The sequence below is a fragment of the Spirosoma migulaei genome, from assembly GCF_054776855.1.
Map to the genome: position 1 here is coordinate 1 of NZ_BAAHBG010000032.1, position 21,242 is coordinate 21,242.

Below are 21,242 nucleotides of genomic sequence, written 5' to 3' on the forward strand. Positions count from 1 at the left end.
AAAAAAAAACGCAGAATTAAGCGAACAAGTCATTCAGCAAGAGCAAACTATTAAAAAGCAGAAAGTACAAATTGACCGTTCGGAACGAGTAATTACTGAACAAGCTGTTAAGCTTAAACAATACGAGAGCTTTATGGAGGCTCTCAAAAAAGCTCAGGATCAGGAAAAAGCACGAGTGGCAAAATCTGGAATACCAGTCGATGAAGTTTATATCGGTGCGAAGCCGATGAATACGTCTAGCACCAACTCTGGATCAATACGCCCTTGGTTAACAGGTGGTCTAATGGTCGCCAGAGTAGTGCTCCTACTGACAACAGGGATTCCAATTTAACTAGGGCTTTCCGGTGTCACTCTCACCCTAAAATAAAATCCAATGAGGAAGAGTCGAGGCAGTTCTGATGTTTCACTATCCCTAATTACAAATTTAGGGATAGTGAAACATGTGTCCAATTGGGATCATTATTATCCTTTTCATTAAATACATCTGTCATGAAGAACATTATCCTTTTACCATTAATAATCCTGGTGTCATTAGGTTGTAAAAACCCGGAAGATGTATCGGGGTTAATGAATCATACTCCGGTCACAAACAAAGATTCCTCCTCTTACACAGTTGGCCCTGGTCGTACTGGAGCAATCATTTCTTCAGAAGAAAAGTATGCACAAGTTCCGTTATACGAATTTAGCCCTGGTTCCAAGGGTGGCAGATTATCTGGAGTACTAAGTACTACTGCTGATTTAAGTGATAATATGCCACCACCTGACTATAAAGGTCAGGGTTTTGAAAACTCGTGTGTGGCTTGGGCTGTAGGTTATTCCGTTAGAAGCTATTTATACCACATACAAAAAGGAACATCTTACTGGTCTGGTTTAAACATCCGCAATGATAAATCCGTTTTCAGTCCTCGGTTCATGTATAATCTAATTCGATTACCAGGACCTCAAGATAAGGGATCAGACCCAGAAGATGCCTTAAAATTGCTGGCAAGCACGGGTATATGTACCTGGAGTATAAGCCCTTATAGAGAGATGGAATATCTTGTTCCTGTATCTGATATTCAAAAACAAGATGCGGCTAATTATAAGTCAGCCTTTTGGGGGGGAGTTCCTAAAAATGATGTATCAAAAATAAAAGATATTATATCAGGTAAAAAGGTGCCTGTAATAATATGCATCCAAACAGATGCGGCCTTTCAAGCTCCTCATAATAATATCGGCAATGGCTACGAAAAAATAGCTATAGGAAAGAAGCAAGAAATTTTCTGGAGAAAGCACGGGGTTCTCAATAAAGACCTCGCGCATGCCATGGTTATTGTTGGATATGATGATAACAGTCGTGCTTTTAAAGTCATGAATTCCTATGGATCTGGCTGGGCTAATCAAGGATTTATATGGATAGATTACGACTTGTTTAGCGAGCTTGTAATACGGTCTTACTTCGCCACGAATACTTTAGATGATCTTAAACGTGTTCAAGCAGCAGATCAATTTATAAGTTTCGACATTGATGGAAAATCAAATCGAATTGAAATTACAGGTACTAGAACAAATAGTGATGTGGGTCATGCAAGTTTGACTTCTGATTGCGGAATTTTTAGCCAGGATGGGAATTGTGGCTTAACTTTGAGTTACGGCTCTATTAATCAGAGTATTACTTTGATTTTCAATAACTTTGATAGCAAGCCAGGCGTATATTCCTTTAAGGTTGATCCCAAGGCTTCCAAAATATTGCTTGGCCAAGCAATATACAAAACACTTGATCCTCCTTCCGAGACTTACTCATTCCCTGTATACACAGAAACTAATCAGCTTACTGTGACCTATGTAGATGAAAGCAAAAAGGTCTTAGAAGGAACATTTAATTTTACTCTTTATAATTCTAAAATTACTGGGAATAAAGTATTTAGTAACGGGAGTTTCCGTGCCAGATACAATTACTATTAAAAGATTGGTTCTTGGTTAAATGGAATTTCCAAAACAAACGCCATATAAATTTGCGTTGCTTGATTTGATATCCGTTCTATGCCTGTCATTTGACACTTTCCCAGCCAAAATAGTATCTTTGTCAAAAGAGGAAAAGCCATGATACATGTAATGACTGTCGAGGCGCGCAATGATAGCGAATTCGCTACGCTCAAAGGCTTGGTTGAGCGCTCAGGGTTACGTGTCCGTGAGACTCATACTGAAACCAGCTTAAGCGAAGCCGAAGAACTGGAATTGCTCAATCGGGTAGCTGGAAGCTGGGTCGGTGATGAAACCGGCGACGAGTTGAACGCAATTATCTACGGCGCTCGCCAGGACAGCCCGCGCGACATCGAATTATGAGTCTCTACTTACTTGACACCAACATTTGTGTGCATCTCATCAAAGATGAGCATGGTATCAAAGAGAAAATTGCTCAGGTTGGTACGAAATCCTGCTATCTATCCGAAGTGACGATAGCAGAGTTGCTGTTCGGTATTGAGAACAGCGCCCCGGATCGGCGCCGACTGAATCAAGAGCGATTCAATAATTTTCGGGCTCTTTTTTCTGACCGTATTCTCCCCATCAGCGAAGTGCTATTTGAATATGCCCGGCAAAAAGCCACTTTAAGGCGTATAGGACGGCCCGTTGGTGAATTTGATTTGCTGATCGGAGCAACGGCTATTGTTCGCAGCCTCACACTCGCCACCCGGAACACGAAAGATTTTGCGAATATAAGCGGAATTCAACTCGAAAACTGGATTGCTAGCTAATGAGCCTATAAGTAGTGAACCCAGCAGCATACTTGACTGAAAATCAGCACGATAAGACAAACTACCAGAAGAATAATTTTCCAAAAAATTTCCTCTAACCAAACCGCCCGCACTACCTGTATAGGTAGCGAAAGAGGTCTGGGATTAGGGTGGTACTTATTGACGGGAATGCTGAAATAAAAGCCCCAGCCAAACTTAGTGGCCGAGGCTTTCATTTCACCTTACACACGTGGTGGAGGGGGAGGAGGGGGCGTTGGTAAATCTCTGATCTCTCTTCCTGGGGGTGGCGGAGGAGGGGGTGGTGCCATTGGAGCTGGTGCTTGGGGGTTTGGGTTCATGGTTTCTTGTTTGCTCGTTGATCTACCTTTGTTCTCTGGTTGGTGGTGGTGGTGGTTCTTTGCCCTCCTTGATGAGCCTGCCCGGCGGTGGAGTTGGAGGTGGCGGTGGCGGAGCTGATGATGGAGGAGACTGTGGCCGTTGTTGGTTTTTCACCATTCTGAATTAGAGTTTTAGAGGCTGCCTCAGCAACGGGTTTAGGAGCTGCCGAAGATGCCTGTTTGACAATTTGCACTTTATGTACTTCGTCCTCTTTGCTGAAATACATCAAGAAAAAAGGTAAAAGCGTTAGAAGACTGCTGACTAAACAGTAAACAATATACTTTTTTGAGTTGAAAATATGTGAGTGCTTCGTGTCATTTACGAAGGTGTTATGATCAATACTCTCGACGAATTGGTTGATGATGTACTTCTTAAATTCTTCATCAGCCATTTTATCAACGTTTGGTTGCCCTGCGAAATGCTGATTATAATGAGCATCCAGGTTTTTATGCCAATCGAAGAGCGGTTTAGCATATGGCAGCCCCTTGTATTCAAACCTGCTTTTTATGTCGATAAAAGCAAGCGAAAGGTAGGTTATTGCAATCATCAGCGTAATGGTTGTTACTACCACAAAGACGATAAAAACCGCCGATATGAGCCAGTGTACGGAGTAAGCAAAGCTGGTCACCAACACATATAAGCCCGTTGCCAAAGCAGTAATAAGGGCCAAAGGAATATTCAGAGAATTGATGACCTCTTGGCGCCTATCGTTCTCCTTATGGTATAACTCTCTGTAAAATTCGAAGTGATCCATATTACATTAAGCGGCCTGCACGGTATCATTTGGCCCTTGCTCCTTGAGAGCGATAGTTTTTAATCGAGGGCTGATTTTTTCGAGGGCTTTGGCCAGGCTTGGATTTCGTTCCTCAATGACAGGAAGCACATCGGGGTTTTTCTCTACCTCCCGTGTGGTCTCCAGCATCATCCTTTCTTGTGTATTGGCGGGGCGCTTGGGGCTCTTGGAACCCACTTCTAAGAACGTACTGTAGCTGCGGGCCTCGATCATCTGGTCCCGATAATCCAGGAAAAGGCCCCGCTCGGATTCATGGCGCAGGCCCGTATATGTGATGTGTGCCATCAGTGAAAAGATCAGCCACCAAGCCATCGCGTATTGCCCAATCGCCATGCAAAAGATGGCCCACAGGGCAATGAAGAAGGGTTCGATAAATCGTTGCGTGAAGGTGTCGGCGTCGTACAGCACGGGCAGAATGACCTTCAAACGGCTTTTATCCATGCGAAACACAAAGAAGATCAGTCGAACAAACAAGCCCAGGAAGATATTCAGCACCCACATCACCCCCTTACCGATCCAGATGAAGAAGGAATTACCAGGCCAGAAGGAATGCTTTGGGCGGCCAATGACGTCCACCCACCACATGGTGGCGAAATGAAACAGGCTAAAATAGACGTACCACTTCAGTACGTCGGGCATTGCGCTTTCGGTGGAACCTCGGTTGTTCAACAGGAATGCCAACGGGTTGAACATACTGAACATACCCATCACTTTGGCCGCCAATTCCCAAAGAATCAGGATGCCGATTCCACCGATAAAATTCGCCCGCGTGAAATAGCGTTCGCCAAAATTCCAGCGAAAAAAGACTTCAATGGGTACGGTCAGCACGTTCAAAATATACATAATGAAGCCGTAGCCAGGCACCATGTTGGCCAGTTCTTCAGCGCCGGTCACGTCACGCGGTTGGTTTCTCATGAGTTCAATTGGTTAAAAAGGGAAATGATATGGGTGCGCCGATTCAGCCAGGGGCGGCCACTTTGAAAAATGACTCCCATCACTCGATGGCTGAATTCAGGACCGCCCTTGAGCAGTTTGGTAAAGAACTGCGGAGTCACGTCGTAATCGAAACTTTCCTGATGGGATTCGCCGATATTAAAGCTTTGCGCGCCAACCGATTGCGATTCGCCTTTCCGCTTTTGCCAGCTTCGGCCAATCACTTCAGCCGCGAAGGTGTTGGTGTCCGGGTCGCTGTTGGCGTGAAAGATTTTGGTCTGCAGATTGCCCACCAGCGAGTTCACCCGGTGGCGGCTTCCCTCTCCTCCCATCTCGGCATAATAGTTGGGTAGGTTCTGGGTGAGATACACCGTGCAGGCCCGTGAGCTGCGCGCGGTCGCCTGAAACTGCATGTCATATTCGGTGGCAAAGTTCTGGGCTTCATCCACCCACAAAAACACCGGTCGAGGGTTCTCGGTAATGGCGCGCCGTTCGGCGGCTTGCTGCCAGATGTATTTGTAAACCACCTGGGCAGCTCTGCCGGCATTGCCGAATTCTTTTACCGGCAGGTTCATGATGATAATCACGCCCTCATGGGTCAGCTCTGGCCAGGCAATTTTATTGGGATCTTCCGGCGGCTCGGAAAACAGCATGCGGAAGGGGCGACGCAAAAAATGATCCGTCGTACTGGTGAACATCGAAACGATGCCGGAACGGGTGCGGTCGCTGATACTGGGATATTCGTTGAGCCAGTAGCCCGAGGTGGTTTCCAAATCGAAATCTGTCCATCGGTCGAGCTTCTTGCCCTGGCATTCGATCAGCAGGCGGGCGCAGATGCTGCTTTCCCACCAGGCTTCGCTTTTTACTTCTTCCAGGCTTTGGGGTGCGGAACGCACAATCTCATGCATGAGTGGCACTGACACCGTGCCGCGCGCGATCAGGCTAAGATCAATGGCGTTGCGCATCAATTGCTGCATCGCACTGGTCCAATACGGATCGGACCCGCCGTTGCTACTGCCGCGGCTGATGGCTTCGTATACCGTCATGAAAAGCCGAACCAGGTTTTCTGTGTACCCGGCACCTTCGCCTTCGCGGCTTACTTCGTATTGCAGGAAGGGAAAGCGGTAATCTCCGCTGGTGTCGAAAATCAGTAGGCTATCACTGCGACCCGTCTCTTTGGCGTAGCGTTGCCAAGTGGCCAGCTCGTCCTTTTTGGCACAAAGTACCAAGCCACCAAACCCGGCCCGCAAATACGCCTTGGCCAGGGCGGCACCGCTGCCGCTGGTTTTCCCCGAACCGATGCCACCAAAAATCTGCACGCCCTCGCAGGCTTGACGAATGGTGAAGGGTTCGGCGGGGAGTTGATCGTCGGCATTGATGAAGCGATAAATCACTTCATCTAGGTTGGAAAAGTTCACGGTGAATGGTGGGTCTGTGACGTGCAATTTATCCACAGGACCAGTGCCTCAAAACGGGAATTTTCCCGTTTTTTTATTTCTCTCCTTTGACCAAATTGTCCCTTCTGCTTTAAGAGTTGCGCTAGCAACTCCATATACGCGCTCTTAGAAATTCCTCACTCGCATGCATGCTAATCTTCACGCAACTACCATCCGGCGTTCTTCGGGCCGGTCTGCTGTCGGAGCCTCTGCCTACCGCTCCGGTTCGGTCGTCGCTTGTGCTGCTTATCGAGCAGGTGAAAAGGTGAATGACGAACGCCAGGGTAAAACCCACGACTATACAAAAAAGCAAAACGTCCTACATTCTGAAATTATCACTCCAGAGGGTGCCCCTGCTTGGATGCAAGACCGCGAACAATTGTGGAATGCCGTCGAAGCAGGTGAAAAAAGAAAGGATGCCCAGCTCGCCCGTGAATTCGTTCTGACCCTTCCTCGCAATCTCGATCATGAGCAGCACAAGGAAGTCGTTCGAGAATTTATCCACCAGAATTTAACCAAACGAGGCTTGGTCACTGATTATTCAATTCATAGCCCTCACGCTTCAGACGGTGGGGAAAATCCGCATGCACATGTCATGTTCACATTGCGTCCGGTCGAAGGCGAAGGCTTCGGGAAGAAGCAAACCGGCTATCGGGGGGACGGTCTTGATAGCAAATATCGGCTCGAAGAATTCCGTCATTCTTATGAAGCAATTTTAAACGATGCGTCGGAAAAAGCGGATTCGGAAATTCGGTTCGATCTGCGCAACCTGAAAGAGAAGGGCATTGATCGGGAGCCACAAAAGAAGCTTGGGCCGAAGGTCAAGAATTTGGAAGCAAAAGGATACGAGACTGAATGGGGAAAAGAGGTGCGCCAGGTCATACACCGAAACGCAGCTCGTGCGGCCTATGCCAGCAATGAATTGACCAATTCGATCACCTATCACGCAAGCCATGCCGTCGATCGGGTGCGCGATGATATTGCTTACCGATACTATGAGGCCGCGTATGGAGACAATAATCACAAAGATTTCTATGGAAACGACGAACGAGACAGGGGAAGCTTCGAACGCGAATGGGAGCGATAAGGCCAAGCTGGTCGAGAAATACGCCCGCCCTCGCTACGATTCGCCTGCGAAACCGAAGCCGATCGAGCGCGAGCCGTCCGACGATGCCGACGAACCGGCGGATGGTTCGTATCGGGGTCTGATTAAATATCGCGGTCGTCGTGGCAATCCGCGTTTTCGCATCGTTAATCGTCTAGGTGTTTCCTATGGCTGCGGGTATGCCTACATGTTGGGATGGCTCCTCACGCCCCCCGATACACTGTCAATTCAAACCACGACGCATCTGTTCACGATCGCAGGCACTGGCATGCAGACGATCGAAAATGCCCTAATTCGGGAGATGGTAATGGAAATACGCGAGTTTAATCCTGGCCAAGATGTAAAGCCGCCCGACGGCGAGCCGGTTATTACGCATTTGGAAGTAGTAGACCGACTCCAACAAACAGCAAAGAAGGCAAAGGACACTTTAGCTGATTAGGGTTATTGCTTTCAGAAGTTAGGAGTGGCCAACAGTATTCTATTGGAACGATAACCCCTAAATTATTAATCACTTTCTTCTAGTTCGTCTTCTGCTCTTTCTTTATTAATTAGATACTGCCTATAGCTCTTAAGAAAATCTGGTCCAAAACTCTTTCCTGATCCAATCTTACCTATATGAAATTTTCTTTTACTATATTCTCTTGCAAACGAATGGTCGTTTATCAGTCCCATATATCGCATATCAAGATCAGTATAAATACTTTGAAGTTCTTCCAATGTTTGTAAGGTCTGTGCAGGGTTGATTTCTGGTCTTAGCAAGTTAAGATTGGCTCTTTCTCGCAAAGTTAAATAACGTGTAGCCCCTGCATAGCAATCCGAAATCTCAGAATCCTTGGGTTCTACACTTAATAATAATGATATTATAGCTGATGCCGTTGATAATATAGCGGCAAAAAGTTTTGCCGCTAAAGTGTAAGTTAAATCTGTAATAATTGAAGTAATAGTAGCTGCTGCGAACAAAGATAGGGTTCCAGCAGCTACATTGTAATACTTTCGGCGACGAGCCCGTTTGGCAGCTATATTGAGCAATTCTTCACGCTTAAGTGAAGAATTATGAATCAGCCTTTCAAACTCTCTTTTATGAGAAATTGCCATTTTTTAGGAGTCTTGGTTTATTACACTTCTCAAAGTGGCATTAGAAGATGATTGCCAATTATTTCTCTTTGCTCTTACGAACGAATTCCACGTGTTCCTCTTCTCTCTTACGAGTGGATTCTAGGTGACGACGATATACCTCTGGGTTGTGAATATAAAAATCCTCCTCGTAGCCTTTTGTTAACTGCTTTTTTCTTAGCTCGGTTAGCATATTAGACTCCCGTTCGGGCTCTTCTATTATCTGTTTTTTTCTTAACTCGATTCGTCTTCCCTTTTCACTTTCAGTGAGGCTAGCCCATTCCCAATTAGTATCCAGACTTACCTTTGAGTACTCTGATTCAGAGTACTTTCGGGGAGGAGAATATTTCTTATAAAAATACTCTCCTAATTCCCATACTCGTTTGCCATTTTCAAAGATTTCGACGGCTTTATGGATGGTATGAAAGATATTCATATCTAGGCTAAATTATTCAATATCAACATTATAAATCAAAGCTAATATAGGCTACAAAGTCTAATTATCATATTTCATGGATGGTTAAAGGCTATTGCAGATGGGCAATTTCATTTATAAGTGGTTTAATAACTCGGTGGGCATATTGATGGGGTTTAAAGCGCATACAGAGCATTTACGACTTTTGGCTACCACCCCCTTCCTATGGCTGTGGTATTCATATTTGCTGTATTGGAAATTCATTCCGCCCGATACGTTTTCCATTCAAACCACCACCTACCATTTCACTCCTTCCGCACGAATCTAAAATTGGTGGAAGAACCCCTCCTACTGCGGGAAATGGTGCTGGAACTGCGAGAACATAATCCCGATCAGGATGCAGCACCCGAACCAGGCCAACCGCTGATCGAATACGTAGATGCTCAACCACGCTTTTAAGTCAACGTGGTTGAGCAAGAGATATGGCTTTTTAAGGGTATTTAATGCGAAAGAAAAAGGGTTTTTGAATTAATCTCCTTTTCGATCACCTCACATCCTTTGACTTGTATGATCATCTCCCCTTTCCGATTTTTGTAGGCTTCCTCTTCAGTCGTAGAAAAGAAAAAATAATATTCGTGAGAGGTGCTAGTAGCAGCAGGCCCCACGGAGAGTAAAGGCGATTCAGCCTCTGCGCCCGCTGCAATCATGATCTTGATGCCGGATCTAAAAGTAGGGCCAGTAATTCGGTAAAGAACTAGATCCTGACTCAGATTATTTTTAAAACGTATCTTTCCGTGGGCGTAATTTCTTATAACGCATTCGGATGAAGGCAAAGTAGCAGAAGAACTATCCTTCTGCCGTAGTGGCACCTTACCGCAAGCTCTTAGTAAGCTATCATACTTTAATTTGAGGGCCTCGTAGTCATTTTGGACAGATACGCGCCCTTTCTTTTCTACTGCCCGTTCTTTGTCCGCCTGTTTCTCTTCTGTTTTAGCGTAGATGCCAAAAAGTGTGCCTGCTAGCCCAAAGGCACCAGCTATAATAGCGACTATTATGGGCCCCCAGAATTGCCTATTTTCGTTAGCTGTAAGTTTATCTGACATATGAGTATAGTTTTGAGGTTATCACGGTCTACTTGCTTCTTTTTATGTGATTGTGTGGCCTTTGCCCAAACGCAGATTGAATAGCTGGAAGTGAAAACTCGCTTCCAGGAATAAGCCCATTTTCACCTGCGAAGGATCGGAGAAGTCGTCTATTGGATGGTCTTAAGCCATTCGGGATTGAGAGCCTCGAAAATTTCCAGCTCCTTGCTGCCCAGAACGTTGATTTGCCAGCGATCCTTCCAGCAAGAAATATAGAGATCGTCACCACTCCCATTCATTTTCCAATTAACCCAGGTATGGCCATATTTCTGGAAAGTACCGACAAAGCGGTAGTTGGCTTGATCATCTGCACCAACATTGCCGCGCTGGAGGTAATACCAATGGGCTGCGCGTGCCCAGCCGCCCAGATTACCGCGATCCCGTATGATCACACTGATGACCTGGCCCGTCGGATTCTGATACTGGATAATGCCGTCGAGATACCCCCGATTCAATTGAAACCACACACCAGGAACAAGCTCTTCTCGGGGCATTTTCCTGTCTTCAGGCCATTGTGGCAACACCCATTGATTGACATATTTGTAATTCCCAATTTGCTTAGGAACTGGGTGCCGTGCGATGGTTCGCATAGAATCAGCGCTGATTGGAATCAAGTGCGGATATTCTTTATCCAGCTCCTCCATTTTGGCTAAGACCTTGCGTTCTTGATCTTCCTCATCAATTGTCGGATCGGCAGCAGCCGCAATAGCCTGGACTTCTTTTGTTCGAGTAATCAGCTCGTTTTCTGTCGCACGAAGTGCCTCTGCCGTGAGTGGGGAATCATCCGCTTCCCGCGAAGTATCAGGATTCTTTAAGCGCTCCCAGCCTGAACGCATGACGGACATGAGTTTGCCCAGTGCGCCTTCGCAACTGGACATAGTAAAAAGCAATGCCAATAGGCATGCAGTGGATAGCAATCCTTTCATGAAAAAGTAAAGTTGGGTGGTGAATAATGGGAGATTATCGGTCTTTGTCTTGATCTTTAGAGGCCGTTTGACCTGGGTGATCTTTGCTCTGTTCGGCCACCTTTGGTGTCTGGCTCTCTTTCTGAGCCTCTTCCCGCTTTTGCTGGATAAGCTGCGCCCCGCGCTGGGGTAATTGTTCTGGTGGTTCGCTTGTGCGGGTCTGCTCAGCCCTGCGAGCGCTTTCCTGGTATTCCGGTTTTTCGGAAACACCGCGTTCTTGCAGTTGCTGGCCTGTGGTTGCCGTTTTCCCCAATTGCTCTGGGGTCATTTTTTGAATGGCGGCACGCCCTTCTGGCGATAGCTTCGCCAGTAATTCTTCAGTGGTCTTGGAAGGCACGATAGGAGTGGATTAGTCTCCTGCAAGATAAAAAAAACTATAATCCGTTGATTCAATGGCAATTAAAAAATAAGTGGCGTTAAACCCACCTCACGGCACATGCGATTGACGTTGTGCAATCCTTCGATGTTGCCTTCATCGAGTTGATACATGCCGGCAGCCACTTTGTTGAGCAACTGGGCACCCTGCATTTTGAGTTGGAAAACGGCTTCCCCATAGGTTTTACACTTATGGGCGATGCGCTGCGGGAATGGGAAAGCAACAATCTGGGCGGCCGTGTTTGTCATAGATCCATTTTATCGAAAAAAAGCGGCACCAGGTGCGAAGATTTGATGACAATTTTGGGGCTGATTATGTTGGGCAATTACTGTCAATTGCTCCCTCATTGATGTATTTGAGCAATGATTGGTGATGCTCAATGCATTCAATCATATACTCCAATTGCCATCGACTCGCTACATTGGGCGGCTCAATACGGGCGGCTATGATGTGTGTTAAACTCGCCATTGCCGCGGCTTCGGCTGAATGGCCTGCTTCTTCAAGCTGACAAACGACGTTCGCCATCAGTTTTTTAATGTCTCCATATCTGAAATTCTCTGTAATCATAGCAGGCTACATTAGTCAAGATATTGAAGTATATAACCGATAAACGTTGATTTTGGCTGAATACAGTAATGAATTTTCTGCTGTTGTGACAAACTGCATGCACTTTTCTAACCGCGGCCATTGCCTGATTTTCCGCGCTGCGCTTGCAAATACAGGTTCAAATCTTTGTGAGTGGCGAACTTCTCGCTCTGGGGCAAAACCTTTGTTCCGAAATCCGCCTTAAATCTTTCTGTTCCCTGGTGACCCGCCTTATCGTTATCGAGATACGTCCGCAATTGTTGGTAGTCCTGGGTGCGAATGTGGGCGGCTGTTCGGTCATAGGATGACAGTGAATGCATAATGATGGCGTCGTCGGTGAGCTGATCAGTATTAGTCAGCACCAGATAGGATAGAAAATCGGTCATCCCTTCGAAAATATGCGCCGTAGTGCGGTCGGCACCAGTGCCGAGAATGATCGTAATATCACGGGCCTTCAAAGCCGATTTAAAATTGTGTTTGTTGGAAGCGACCCGGATTTCGTATCCTCCCGCCTGGTTCTCCATACCAAAAGCGAAATACTCCCTGCCGGTAGCTAAGTTCCGGTATCGCACTTCTTGCAAATATCGCTTCGCTAATGTGGGCGGAATGTGGCGTTCGTCGGATAGGTACGAAAGGATCAGCGAACGACGGATCGGCTGCGCGTCGATAAATTCGAGTTGCCGATCTTCCAAAAAATTTTCGACCGCTGCGCGGTGGCTTTGCTGGTAAAAAGAAAAAAGATCGGGGCCGGGTTTCGGTTGTGGCCTGGGAGCTGGGGGGCTGAACAAACCGGGTTGAAATAGATCGTCCAGGAAGGCCAAGGCATCTTTGATACTGGTGTATCCCTGGTAGCGCATGACGAAATCAATCACCGTGCCGTGTGTGTCTCCATGATCGTTCCAAATCCAAATTCCAGTGCGGCCCATTGATACTTGCAACGAGGGCTTTTCCTCTTTGCGGAAAGGTGAACGATACCACAGCTCTTGTCCACCTTTTTTCACCTGTTCGGCTGAATGACCAAGTCGGGCCAATAGATCGGGCAAGGAAAGCTTCTTTGCTTGTTCTGAATTCATGAAAATATGATCATTTGTTTCGTTGGATATATCCTACTTCTATTTTTCTTTTTACCAGCAAAGCTTCAAAATTTTTGTGAGCACAGCGAAACTTTTTTAAGTGTTTTCCACAGTCGTTATAGAAATACTCACTCCACTGTAGGATAATGCTAAGTGTCTATCATACAGGGTTTATTACTATTTATTACTTCCGGCGAAGCCGGAAATTTTTTGATATTTTTCGAGCGGAGGCGAGTTATACACAGCAAACCGCTGTCTACTATAGGTATTTTTAATTATAGGTTTTACTATAGGTTTGTCCTGCAAACTTCACGTGAATTAGTGGCATTGAATCCTGCAAACTTCACGTGGATAACTATAGGGCCTCCTACAAACTTCACGTGGATAACTTTTTTAATTCACAGCTCCTACAAACTTCACGTGGACAACTGGTTAACTTATTGATTATAAGTACTTTGATGAATTATTCCCTGTAAACTTCACGTGAATGCTTAAGTGGATGATTCAAAAAATTATGATATTTTTCCCCTACTTACGATTTACTAAAGCGCTAATCATGAGACACTTGCTATCGCAACTCCTGCAAACTTCACGTTGGGTTTTGCTAAATACCTGATTAAAAGATATTTCCTTTAAAATTCCCTACAAACTTCACGTATATTTTGCCCCACTTATGGCTGCGCATTATTGAGTTGAATGACATTGCGAGCCAGTACTGGAGGTTGGCAATGTGAAAGCATGAAGCCTTTGTTTGAGATCTCTTCGACTCGTGTCAGCGCCCACGGATATTCTTTCAAAGCCATATGCAGTGTTTTTCTGAAAGTTGCTTTGAAATTATCCATTCGATCATATCCTTGACCGAATTGTTGCTTGAGGTTCTGCCAGGAAACGAATTGTGGCTTTGCTGGTTGAATACGGTGGAGCCGTTGTGCCAACCAGGAATACACATCCATAGCCATAGCATTATGCGATAAAGCAGCTAATGCCCGTTCGTCTAAAGGAATGGCATGGTTGATCAAGCTATTGAAATAATCGTCGGATAAGACGACCGTTGAGGGCCAAAGAACACGCTGGTTTGTAGTTTTTGGGAACCATAGATCGAAAGCTTTTACGATTTTAAAATCCACTTGGACTGACCTGTTCCCATCGGTAAATCCAATGCTCAGGCTTGATGCGCTCAACCTTCGTAGTTGCTCTTTCACTTCGTTTATCGTGCGGCCATCCGTCCCTAAACCGATGGCTTTGATGAAAGCAGTCATGCTGCCTTCTACGTCGATAATTTTGTTTTGGGTACGGATAGCTTGTGTATTGATATGCGCAAGAATCAACCGTGCTTTAGTTCCATAAGGAATTCCGAGGATTTCATATTCGCCGCTTCTTGGATTGAGGTACGGTGAAGCATTGATAGCTAAATGAGCGTTGCCTTCTCTGTGAGTCCAGAGCGTTCTGTCATCTCCTGGATTTCGATATGGCAAGAAGGTTTGGCACAATATTGAATGTTGAAAAACAGCATCCGCAATGGTTGCCTTATCCTGCCATATCTCAAGCATAGAACTCTCAATTCTATCCGTAAAAAACTCTTTCTTCGGCATGGAATGGCAGCTTTGATAATAATTTTAAAAGATAATTCTTAAATTTTCAGGCGGTTGGCATAGAAAATGGCATGCACTTAAATACTTATATAAGTATTCACTTATTTACTTATATACTCTTTTATTAGTTCACGTACTACTTCCATCCCTTGCCGGGATTTGCCTTGAGAGAGCAGCTTCGTTTTGAACTGAATAAATTCATCTTCGGGCAAATCCGTTGATAGCCGAAACCACTTGCCTTCTTTTTTTGCTGGGGCGGCATGAAGCCGTTTTGTAACAGCTTCAGTTTTTTCCACATCTACCACAGATTTTTTCACGGGGACCTTCGGTGCCAGCGAAAGAGTGGATTTAAGGCCTGTGTCTTTCTTTGTCATAACTGTGTTCTTTGCTAATTTTTTGAATGACCATTGTCAGTTCTTTGAAGAGCTCAATAATCTCGGCTTTAGCCTTATCATCTTTGTATTCATACACGGCCAAACCTTTGGGCACTGCTTCACGATATGCAATCCGCGTTTTGAGACTCGTCTGAAATACTGGAATGTTAGTTTCCTCTAAGGCCTCTTTTACCTCACGCGAAAGATTAGTTGTCTGATTTTGATTGATTAAAAACCAGGCTGGAATTGGCTCTTCCTTTTGTTGAACTGCATCTTGGTACCGTTCGAGGAATTTTTCGGTAGCCCATACATCAAGACCACTGGGCTGAATCGGAATGATCAAAAGATCGGCAAGCAGGATAATTTTGCTCGTCATTTGTGACAAAGACGGCGTGCCATCGATAATGACAATTTCGTATGTCTGGTTCAGATGCCTTACATTTTTGGAAAGCTCCATGCCATCGGTTAGGCCATAAACCGGCACAGCAGGCAAACTCTCATCCCTATAACCAGACCAGCGTAAAGAACTCTGGTTCGCGTCAGCATCAACGATACAGACTTTATAATCAGAATGAGCAAAACAGACCGCTAGATTCTGAGCAACAGTTGATTTCCCAACGCCACCTTTTAGACTCGTTACCGATATAATCATAATGTTGCTCCAGCTATTCGCTGCAATATAGAAGCATTACATTGCTCACACAATACTTATATCCTCAAATAAGTATATAAGGAAAAAATTACATACTTATTTAAGGATATACTTATATAAGTATATCCTTAAATAAGTATGTAACAGATGCTTTGTATCACCAAGTTACGAAGGATAAACCCGGACGAAACACAGCCCAAACCACAGATGTATTACTATGTTGGTGCTTGCCCAATGCGCTTTAACAGGGCATGTACGCCCTGATTATGCCAGTTTTGGCCATTATTGCGGTAGGTCGGCACTCCTTGCCGGTTCAATTCATCACGGATAGCACGGATCGTTGTAAAACCAGACTGTCGCATATCCTGGATTGTCGGCCGCATATCCTCGGCGAATTTGTCAGCAGCTTCCTTATTCTCTTTCGCTCGGATTGCGCTGCTTACTCCCAACACTGTCCCGCGCCGTTTGGCGGCTTGTAGGGCGTCTTTCGTGCGGACGCTGATTTGCTCTCGTTCATGCTCAGCGAATGCCGCCAGCATGTGCAGAAGGAGCTTTGATGCTTCGGGATTGTCCACGGCTTTGAACTCGACCTGGCTCTCCATCAAATTTGAGATAAACGCGACGTTGCGGCCGAGTCGGTCTAGCTTGGCAATGATCAGCGTGGCTTTTTTTTTGCGGCATAAATCGAGTGCGGCCAATAGCTCCACGCGCTTATTCTTTTTGCCACTTTCCACTTCGATAAAACGCGCAATGACCAAGTAGCCATGCTGTTGCTCGAACAGGCGCACAGCCTCTTCTTGAGCTTCAAGCCCTAAGCCACTTTTGCCTTGGCGGTCGGTTGATACTCGATAATAGGCGATAGCTGGTTTCATGATCGCAAGATAGCATGGTTTTGTTCCTATGTGAACGTTCGTTTGCTTGTGAACAAAATAGACAAATGAAGAATCCACCGTCGCTCAGAAGGAGCGATTTGTGTTACTTTTCAAGACAAATATTGCTTAGTTGTTTGTCCAGTAAATGGTAGCAAGTCCACACGACAATAAGTCGTTTATATTGTACAGGCAGCTTAATAAGAAACATGAGTCATCCCGAATTTTAGGGAGATGCCTCGCCCAGGCCATCAACAGCAAATTGGGCACGAACCCGATCTACTTCGGAAAGCTCCTTCGCTATAGCAAAAGCGGCAACGCAGTTTGAGGGTCGGTGATTACCGCGTAATCTACACGATCCAGGACGACGAACACCGGGGTGATAGTCAGAACCATCGGCCACCGGCGCGATGTCTATGATGAATAGATTCAACGGTGAGACCAGGTACTATGATCTTAGGTGCAAAGGAGGAGTAAAGTCTTCACCACCTAGAGCCGCTTCAACGTGTGATTCGCATTCGATAATGAGGGCGTTCCTGATATCCGCCCATTTATCAAACTTCTCTTGAAATTTTTTAGCCATATCTGAATCTTTCTCTTTCACCCGGTGGCCAGCGAATTCATTCATTTGGGCTTCGGCGAAATCCAGCATCGCTTTCTTTTCTGAAAATGGCAGTGCTACAAATTGTTGGGTCGAGAATGCTTCCATATACTTTGGATTTTAACTTTCCCAAAAATACGCATTCCTGATCTCACTTACATACATATGGCCAAGGTAGTACGGATGAAAAATTCGTCTGCGGTATACTCTCTTATCGAGTTATATTATGTTTCTCGATAACGCGCTTTATGCCGGATGCATACCACTTGTCTCCGCGAGGGGGGGATATTTTGCGCTCATTTAAGATTTCAGCAATTGTGTTAAACGGCACCTCTTTACCACTGTGTGTCTGACGATACTCCTGTACAATCGCTGAAATCTGCTCACCAATTTTAGCTGAGCCTTTAGAAGCCTCATCAATACGTTTTTTATTACCCTGTTCTAATAATTGCTTTGCTCTGTCCCTCAGATCAATCGGACTGGTAACAGCGTCGGGATTTTCCAGCAGTTCTTGTGATCTTACTTGACTGTATCTCGCTAAATATTCAGCCATTTCGGCAGTTTTAAGCGGATTTTCTTTACTAATCACTAGAATATCTTCTCGCACCATTCGCCTAAGAGTAAGCTCGGAAGAAAAATCTTGATCAGTATCTACAACCACTACATCCGTATTGTATATCTTTTGAAGGTATTGCTTGGCTCGAAAAACTTCTGCATCATCTTCAATAGTCATCTTGCTTACTCTCTTTCCGGGCGCAAGATCTTGATTGAGTCCTTTTTTAAGGAGACTTATCAATCCATCTGCATTGCGAAATGTTTTCTGGGTATTCTCAAACGATGTAAAGTCGAACTCTAGTTTAGAGAATTCATGACGTATCCTTTCGGAATATGATTCCCCCCCCCTCACTTCCTGCCTGTCCGTACTCTTTTCTAGCGTAACGCCTTGTATTCCAGACATTCTATCGAGAAGCACTTCAAGAGCTACTTCTGCAATTAGTAAGTTGTCATTTAAAAAATGTGAGACAATAACAGAAACCGTACCGTACCAAAAGACATATGCTACCTGATCCCAAAGTGGAGGGCGTGACGTATGACTTGTTACTTGATTCTGCTGAGCAATTCTCCTTTTAGGCATAACACAAAAATAAAATATTTTATACAGAAAATTTTTGTATATGAGTGTAAATGGTATATTTGACGTACTAATTCGGTGCAAATGGTATGATAAATCATGCATGGATCATGCATTGATGCGGTCGCCACTAATTTTGTACTAAACTGTTAATTTATTGTGATTATTTAATTGACTTTAAAAACATTCAGAACGAAAGACTATGATTTACAATGAAACTATTCGTGCTCTTGTCTTTGGGACAGCAGGGACGGGCAAGACGACAATTTGTAATTATTTGGCTAAAGGAAATCAGCCAGTAAGTGACTCCATATTAGGTGTCACTTTTGACAGTTTTGTGTACCCAACATTCAAGGCTGGAGAGAATTCAATCTCGCTAACAGACACAGTTGGGCTGAATGAAAGCACAAAAGGAACAGTCAAAGCATCAGAAGCAATTAAAAACCTGATGAAGCTTTTAAGGAGCTCTAGTGAAGGCTATAACCTGATGATTCATGTAGTCAAAGCTGGCCGCTTGGATAAGAATACGGTCGATAACTATGATCTATTTATCAAGACCATAGCCGAGAATAAGGTTCCGGTGATAATGGTTGTCACACACGGAGATTCATTAGACGACACGAGACCGATGGAAGACTGGGTAACAGAGAATAAGGACAAAATCGAAAAAACATTGGGCTTGAGATACAAAAAGATATTGGTGGTTTCATTCAACAAAAGCAATAAACCTGCTTTTGAAGAAGTCTATTCGCAGTACAGAAGCAAATCTATTGAAGACTTAATAGATGCGATTATCACATATTCATCAATGACTCCCACCAAAATATATGAGGATAGGAGGGACATACCATCAATGTTCATGAGAGTATGGAACTATTTCTGCGCTTGGGCGGGGCGAAGCGATTGGCGTTACGAAATCAATCAAGGGATAAGGAAAATTCTACGGGCTATCTTTCCTGAGGAAGAGGTGGAAGAAATAGCGCGGGATTTTGATTAGATTTTGATACTTAAAGAAGATCTTTTTAGGGTATATTCTCAGACTACTACTCATAGTAGCTTACGATCCATTTAAAGCACCTTCGATTGTTTATTATATGACAGGAAAATAAGAAAATCCTACATGCCGTGAACAGGAGAGCTAGCATGTAGGATAAAATAATTGGCATCTTAGCTTCCAACATAGATGTCAAGGCTTGCTCTCTGCGAGGATACAAATCGCCCTAATTTACAAAGAAATCACTTATCTGCTAGATTTGTTATAGTGGACAAGAAGATAGATTTTTTCGGTAAATCAGCTTCCTCCCAGCCGTCCGGCACTTTGTTTCGCGTCCTTAAACGAACACAATACCAACTAGTGGTGGTATTGGCAGTCAGTTATGGTCGATTACCTGCTCAGGTAACACATCATCTAGAATGATAATCTCCTGTTGAATCACAATCTATACTTACGCTCCTCAATTCATAATTGAGGAGGCTTCATTGTGCGGTTTTTGGCGAAATCAGAAGGGATATCATGCCTACTGACACAGGTGGTGTAGTATTACCTATGCCCATTTCTTTCAGTAATTACATTTATCACTAAATATCATCACATTGGAAACTTTCACAATTGATGCCGTTAGTACGGCTCAGCTAGCCAGCAGTCGGCAAATTAGAAATCTCGTAAAAATAGTTTTAGCACTAGTCTATATAGTCGGACTTGTAGGGTTTATGTCAGGCTGTAGTTCAGGGGGAGAAAATGATGTTGATCCTCAGTCCACAACGACCAACACGGGTGAGTATTTCACTCAGTGCAAAGTCAATAACTACGTGTGTTACGATAATACAGCGAGTGGCACCTCGCTCGGATCTGATTCCAATGGGAACCCACAATACAGTTTTGTTTTAGGCATGTATGTGGATAAGAATCCGTATCAGCAGCTCACAGTTGTGATCACTCTAAAAAGCTTCTCTGGCAAAGGCAAATACACGCTGTCCTCATCTAATGCCGAAGTAGATTATGTGGTACGACCAGCTGGTGATACATATGCATCAAAAAAAGTTACTGGAACGCTGGAAATAACGGATTATCAACCTAAAAAATCTATCACGGGAAAATTTGCCATCGTATCCTCGGATGGTGCCCGGACGATAGAACTGAAGGAAGGCGAGTTCAAAGTGGAAGCAGATTTTTGATCTTTCTCTGCTGTTTTGGAGCAAGATCTATTAAGTGCATCTCTACAAACTAGATCAAAGCATCTTCTTCCCGAAGGGAATCAGTTATTTAATCAGAAAACAATTTGAACTATGAGTAAACGTGGTGGATACGGCGGTACGGGAGTCATAGATGGGACTAATAACAGCGCAGTCATAAATTATGATTACGATGTGGTAGGACAAGACCCCAGCACGGTAATGGCGGGTTTAGACCCCACTCAGCTAGCAGCGAATGGAGTAGATTTCTCAGGCGTCAATTTGGATGGAGTTGATTTTCAAGCACTGGGTCTTGATGAGACGTTTTTTTCAGCACTCAATCCAATAACGTTAGATAGCATGGGGGATGCGAGCATCCTTGATGCTGTACCACTGGATGGTGTTGGTAATGCTGTCGCAGATGCAGGAAGCAGTTTTTGGGATGTCGTGTCCGACATCTTTAGCGGGCTGTTTTGATTCAGTTAATCCATGACCATAAAGTGAAGGATAGATTGATTTTATGGTCATGGCTATTCTCAAACTATAAAAAATGGAAGCGATCATAAATACTTATATGAGATTAGGTGGCTTAGGTGCGACCATTATGATTATACTGTTTATTGCAACTGTGGCTTTAGGCATAATAATCTACAACCAGCTTAAATATAGAAGGCTTTTGCGAAAAAAAAACGCAGAATTAAGCGAACAAGTCATTCAGCAAGAGCAAACTATTAAAAAGCAGAAAGTACAAATTGACCGTTCGGAACGAGTAATTACTGAACAAGCTGTTAAGCTTAAACA

The 21,242-nt window shown here is 44.5% G+C and carries 29 protein-coding genes; 11 read left to right on the plus strand and 18 right to left on the minus strand.

Annotation, left to right across the window (positions count from 1 at the left end; translation table 11 throughout):
• The 4 genes from ACYVGO_RS29635 to ACYVGO_RS29650 all read left to right on the plus strand — a co-directional run.
• Positions 1 to 331: hypothetical protein (locus tag ACYVGO_RS29635; protein WP_460972405.1), on the plus strand; the 331-nt coding region annotated here is incomplete at its 5' end.
• 158 nt (positions 332 to 489) lie between these two features.
• On the plus strand, positions 490 to 1,944 hold the full coding sequence (locus tag ACYVGO_RS29640; RefSeq protein ID WP_460972406.1) for a C1 family peptidase: 1,455 nt from the start codon (positions 490 to 492) through the stop codon (positions 1,942 to 1,944).
• Between the two features lie 150 nt (positions 1,945 to 2,094).
• Positions 2,095 to 2,325 carry a hypothetical protein gene (locus ACYVGO_RS29645; protein WP_460972407.1) on the plus strand — a complete coding sequence of 77 codons (231 nt, stop codon included), beginning with the start codon at positions 2,095 to 2,097 and terminating at the stop codon, positions 2,323 to 2,325.
• Positions 2,322 to 2,735 (plus strand): PIN domain-containing protein, encoded by a 414-nt coding sequence (locus tag ACYVGO_RS29650; protein ID WP_460972408.1) that lies wholly within the window; start codon positions 2,322 to 2,324, stop codon positions 2,733 to 2,735. The genes ACYVGO_RS29645 and ACYVGO_RS29650 overlap by 4 nt, the downstream gene beginning before the upstream one ends.
• A gap of 334 nt (positions 2,736 to 3,069) precedes the next feature.
• Here the strand turns inward: ACYVGO_RS29650 and ACYVGO_RS29655 are convergent, their stop codons facing one another.
• Genes ACYVGO_RS29655 through ACYVGO_RS29665 form a run of 3 tightly spaced genes read right to left on the minus strand, consistent with a single transcriptional unit; the run spans position 3,070 to position 6,257 of the window.
• Positions 3,070 to 3,867 (minus strand): hypothetical protein, encoded by a 798-nt coding sequence (locus ACYVGO_RS29655; RefSeq protein WP_460972409.1) that lies wholly within the window; start codon positions 3,865 to 3,867, stop codon positions 3,070 to 3,072.
• Positions 3,868 to 3,873: 6 nt separating this feature from the next.
• Complete coding sequence (locus ACYVGO_RS29660; protein WP_460972410.1) at positions 3,874 to 4,821, minus strand: hypothetical protein; 948 nt, start codon at positions 4,819 to 4,821, stop codon at positions 3,874 to 3,876.
• On the minus strand, positions 4,818 to 6,257 hold the full coding sequence (locus ACYVGO_RS29665) for a type IV secretory system conjugative DNA transfer family protein (RefSeq protein WP_460972411.1): 1,440 nt from the start codon (positions 6,255 to 6,257) through the stop codon (positions 4,818 to 4,820). The genes ACYVGO_RS29660 and ACYVGO_RS29665 overlap by 4 nt, the downstream gene beginning before the upstream one ends.
• Positions 6,258 to 6,420: 163 nt before the next feature.
• On the opposite strand from ACYVGO_RS29665, the gene mobQ reads away from it, so the two are divergent.
• Positions 6,421 to 7,362, plus strand: a complete 942-nt coding sequence (mobQ, locus tag ACYVGO_RS29670; RefSeq protein ID WP_460972412.1) for a MobQ family relaxase — start codon at positions 6,421 to 6,423, stop codon at positions 7,360 to 7,362.
• On the plus strand, positions 7,310 to 7,819 hold the full coding sequence (locus tag ACYVGO_RS29675; protein WP_460972413.1) for a hypothetical protein: 510 nt from the start codon (positions 7,310 to 7,312) through the stop codon (positions 7,817 to 7,819). The genes mobQ and ACYVGO_RS29675 overlap by 53 nt, the downstream gene beginning before the upstream one ends.
• Positions 7,820 to 7,884: 65 nt before the next feature.
• On the opposite strand, the gene ACYVGO_RS29680 is transcribed toward ACYVGO_RS29675, so the two are convergent.
• Both ACYVGO_RS29680 and ACYVGO_RS29685 read right to left on the minus strand, forming a co-directional pair.
• Complete coding sequence (locus tag ACYVGO_RS29680; protein WP_460972414.1) at positions 7,885 to 8,475, minus strand: hypothetical protein; 591 nt, start codon at positions 8,473 to 8,475, stop codon at positions 7,885 to 7,887.
• A 58-nt stretch (positions 8,476 to 8,533) separates the two neighbouring features.
• Positions 8,534 to 8,929: a hypothetical protein gene (locus ACYVGO_RS29685; protein ID WP_460972415.1), complete on the minus strand. Its 396-nt coding sequence runs from the start codon at positions 8,927 to 8,929 to the stop codon at positions 8,534 to 8,536.
• A 312-nt stretch (positions 8,930 to 9,241) separates the two neighbouring features.
• On the opposite strand from ACYVGO_RS29685, the gene ACYVGO_RS29690 reads away from it, so the two are divergent.
• Entirely contained in the window at positions 9,242 to 9,367 is a 126-nt protein-coding gene (locus tag ACYVGO_RS29690; protein WP_460972416.1) for a hypothetical protein, read from the plus strand.
• Positions 9,368 to 9,408: 41 nt separating this feature from the next.
• Here the strand turns inward: ACYVGO_RS29690 and ACYVGO_RS29695 are convergent, their stop codons facing one another.
• The 13 genes from ACYVGO_RS29695 to ACYVGO_RS29755 all read right to left on the minus strand — a co-directional run bounded on the left by ACYVGO_RS29695 (position 9,409) and on the right by ACYVGO_RS29755 (position 18,272).
• Complete coding sequence (locus tag ACYVGO_RS29695; protein ID WP_460972417.1) at positions 9,409 to 10,011, minus strand: hypothetical protein; 603 nt, start codon at positions 10,009 to 10,011, stop codon at positions 9,409 to 9,411.
• A 149-nt stretch (positions 10,012 to 10,160) separates the two neighbouring features.
• Positions 10,161 to 10,976, minus strand: a complete 816-nt coding sequence (locus ACYVGO_RS29700) for a hypothetical protein (protein ID WP_460972418.1) — start codon at positions 10,974 to 10,976, stop codon at positions 10,161 to 10,163.
• A 34-nt stretch (positions 10,977 to 11,010) separates the two neighbouring features.
• Positions 11,011 to 11,352 (minus strand): hypothetical protein, encoded by a 342-nt coding sequence (locus ACYVGO_RS29705; protein ID WP_460972420.1) that lies wholly within the window; start codon positions 11,350 to 11,352, stop codon positions 11,011 to 11,013.
• 62 nt (positions 11,353 to 11,414) lie between these two features.
• On the minus strand, positions 11,415 to 11,639 hold the full coding sequence (locus ACYVGO_RS29710; RefSeq protein WP_460972421.1) for a hypothetical protein: 225 nt from the start codon (positions 11,637 to 11,639) through the stop codon (positions 11,415 to 11,417).
• A gap of 64 nt (positions 11,640 to 11,703) precedes the next feature.
• A complete protein-coding gene (locus ACYVGO_RS29715) occupies positions 11,704 to 11,958 on the minus strand; it encodes a hypothetical protein (protein ID WP_460972422.1) in 255 nt (84 codons plus the stop codon).
• 107 nt (positions 11,959 to 12,065) lie between these two features.
• Positions 12,066 to 13,049: a toprim domain-containing protein gene (locus tag ACYVGO_RS29720; RefSeq protein ID WP_460972423.1), complete on the minus strand. Its 984-nt coding sequence runs from the start codon at positions 13,047 to 13,049 to the stop codon at positions 12,066 to 12,068.
• 671 nt (positions 13,050 to 13,720) lie between these two features.
• The gene (locus ACYVGO_RS29725; protein ID WP_460972424.1) at positions 13,721 to 14,641 is read right to left on the minus strand and encodes a replication protein RepA; all 921 of its coding nucleotides are present in this window, start codon (positions 14,639 to 14,641) and stop codon (positions 13,721 to 13,723) included.
• 101 nt (positions 14,642 to 14,742) lie between these two features.
• Positions 14,743 to 14,958 (minus strand): hypothetical protein, encoded by a 216-nt coding sequence (locus ACYVGO_RS29730; RefSeq protein WP_460972425.1) that lies wholly within the window; start codon positions 14,956 to 14,958, stop codon positions 14,743 to 14,745.
• 31 nt (positions 14,959 to 14,989) lie between these two features.
• A complete protein-coding gene (gene parA, locus ACYVGO_RS29735; RefSeq protein ID WP_460972427.1) occupies positions 14,990 to 15,667 on the minus strand; it encodes a ParA family partition ATPase in 678 nt (225 codons plus the stop codon).
• A gap of 215 nt (positions 15,668 to 15,882) precedes the next feature.
• Positions 15,883 to 16,539 carry a recombinase family protein gene (locus tag ACYVGO_RS29740; protein WP_460972428.1) on the minus strand — a complete coding sequence of 219 codons (657 nt, stop codon included), beginning with the start codon at positions 16,537 to 16,539 and terminating at the stop codon, positions 15,883 to 15,885.
• 223 nt (positions 16,540 to 16,762) lie between these two features.
• Positions 16,763 to 16,969, minus strand: a complete 207-nt coding sequence (locus ACYVGO_RS29745; RefSeq protein ID WP_460972429.1) for a hypothetical protein — start codon at positions 16,967 to 16,969, stop codon at positions 16,763 to 16,765.
• Between the two features lie 15 nt (positions 16,970 to 16,984).
• Positions 16,985 to 17,245, minus strand: coding sequence for a hypothetical protein (locus tag ACYVGO_RS29750; RefSeq protein WP_460972430.1), 261 nt, complete (start codon positions 17,243 to 17,245; stop codon positions 16,985 to 16,987).
• Between the two features lie 103 nt (positions 17,246 to 17,348).
• On the minus strand, positions 17,349 to 18,272 hold the full coding sequence (locus ACYVGO_RS29755; protein WP_460972431.1) for a hypothetical protein: 924 nt from the start codon (positions 18,270 to 18,272) through the stop codon (positions 17,349 to 17,351).
• 199 nt (positions 18,273 to 18,471) lie between these two features.
• Between ACYVGO_RS29755 and ACYVGO_RS29760 the strand changes: the two genes are divergently transcribed.
• The 4 genes from ACYVGO_RS29760 to ACYVGO_RS29775 form a co-directional block, all read left to right on the plus strand.
• On the plus strand, positions 18,472 to 19,266 hold the full coding sequence (locus ACYVGO_RS29760; RefSeq protein WP_460972432.1) for a GTPase: 795 nt from the start codon (positions 18,472 to 18,474) through the stop codon (positions 19,264 to 19,266).
• Positions 19,267 to 19,862: 596 nt separating this feature from the next.
• A complete protein-coding gene (locus ACYVGO_RS29765) occupies positions 19,863 to 20,444 on the plus strand; it encodes a hypothetical protein (protein WP_460972433.1) in 582 nt (193 codons plus the stop codon).
• Between the two features lie 111 nt (positions 20,445 to 20,555).
• On the plus strand, positions 20,556 to 20,918 hold the full coding sequence (locus ACYVGO_RS29770) for a hypothetical protein (protein WP_460972434.1): 363 nt from the start codon (positions 20,556 to 20,558) through the stop codon (positions 20,916 to 20,918).
• Between the two features lie 73 nt (positions 20,919 to 20,991).
• Positions 20,992 to 21,242 (plus strand): hypothetical protein (locus ACYVGO_RS29775; RefSeq protein ID WP_460972435.1); only part of this gene is annotated, 251 nt, incomplete at its 3' end.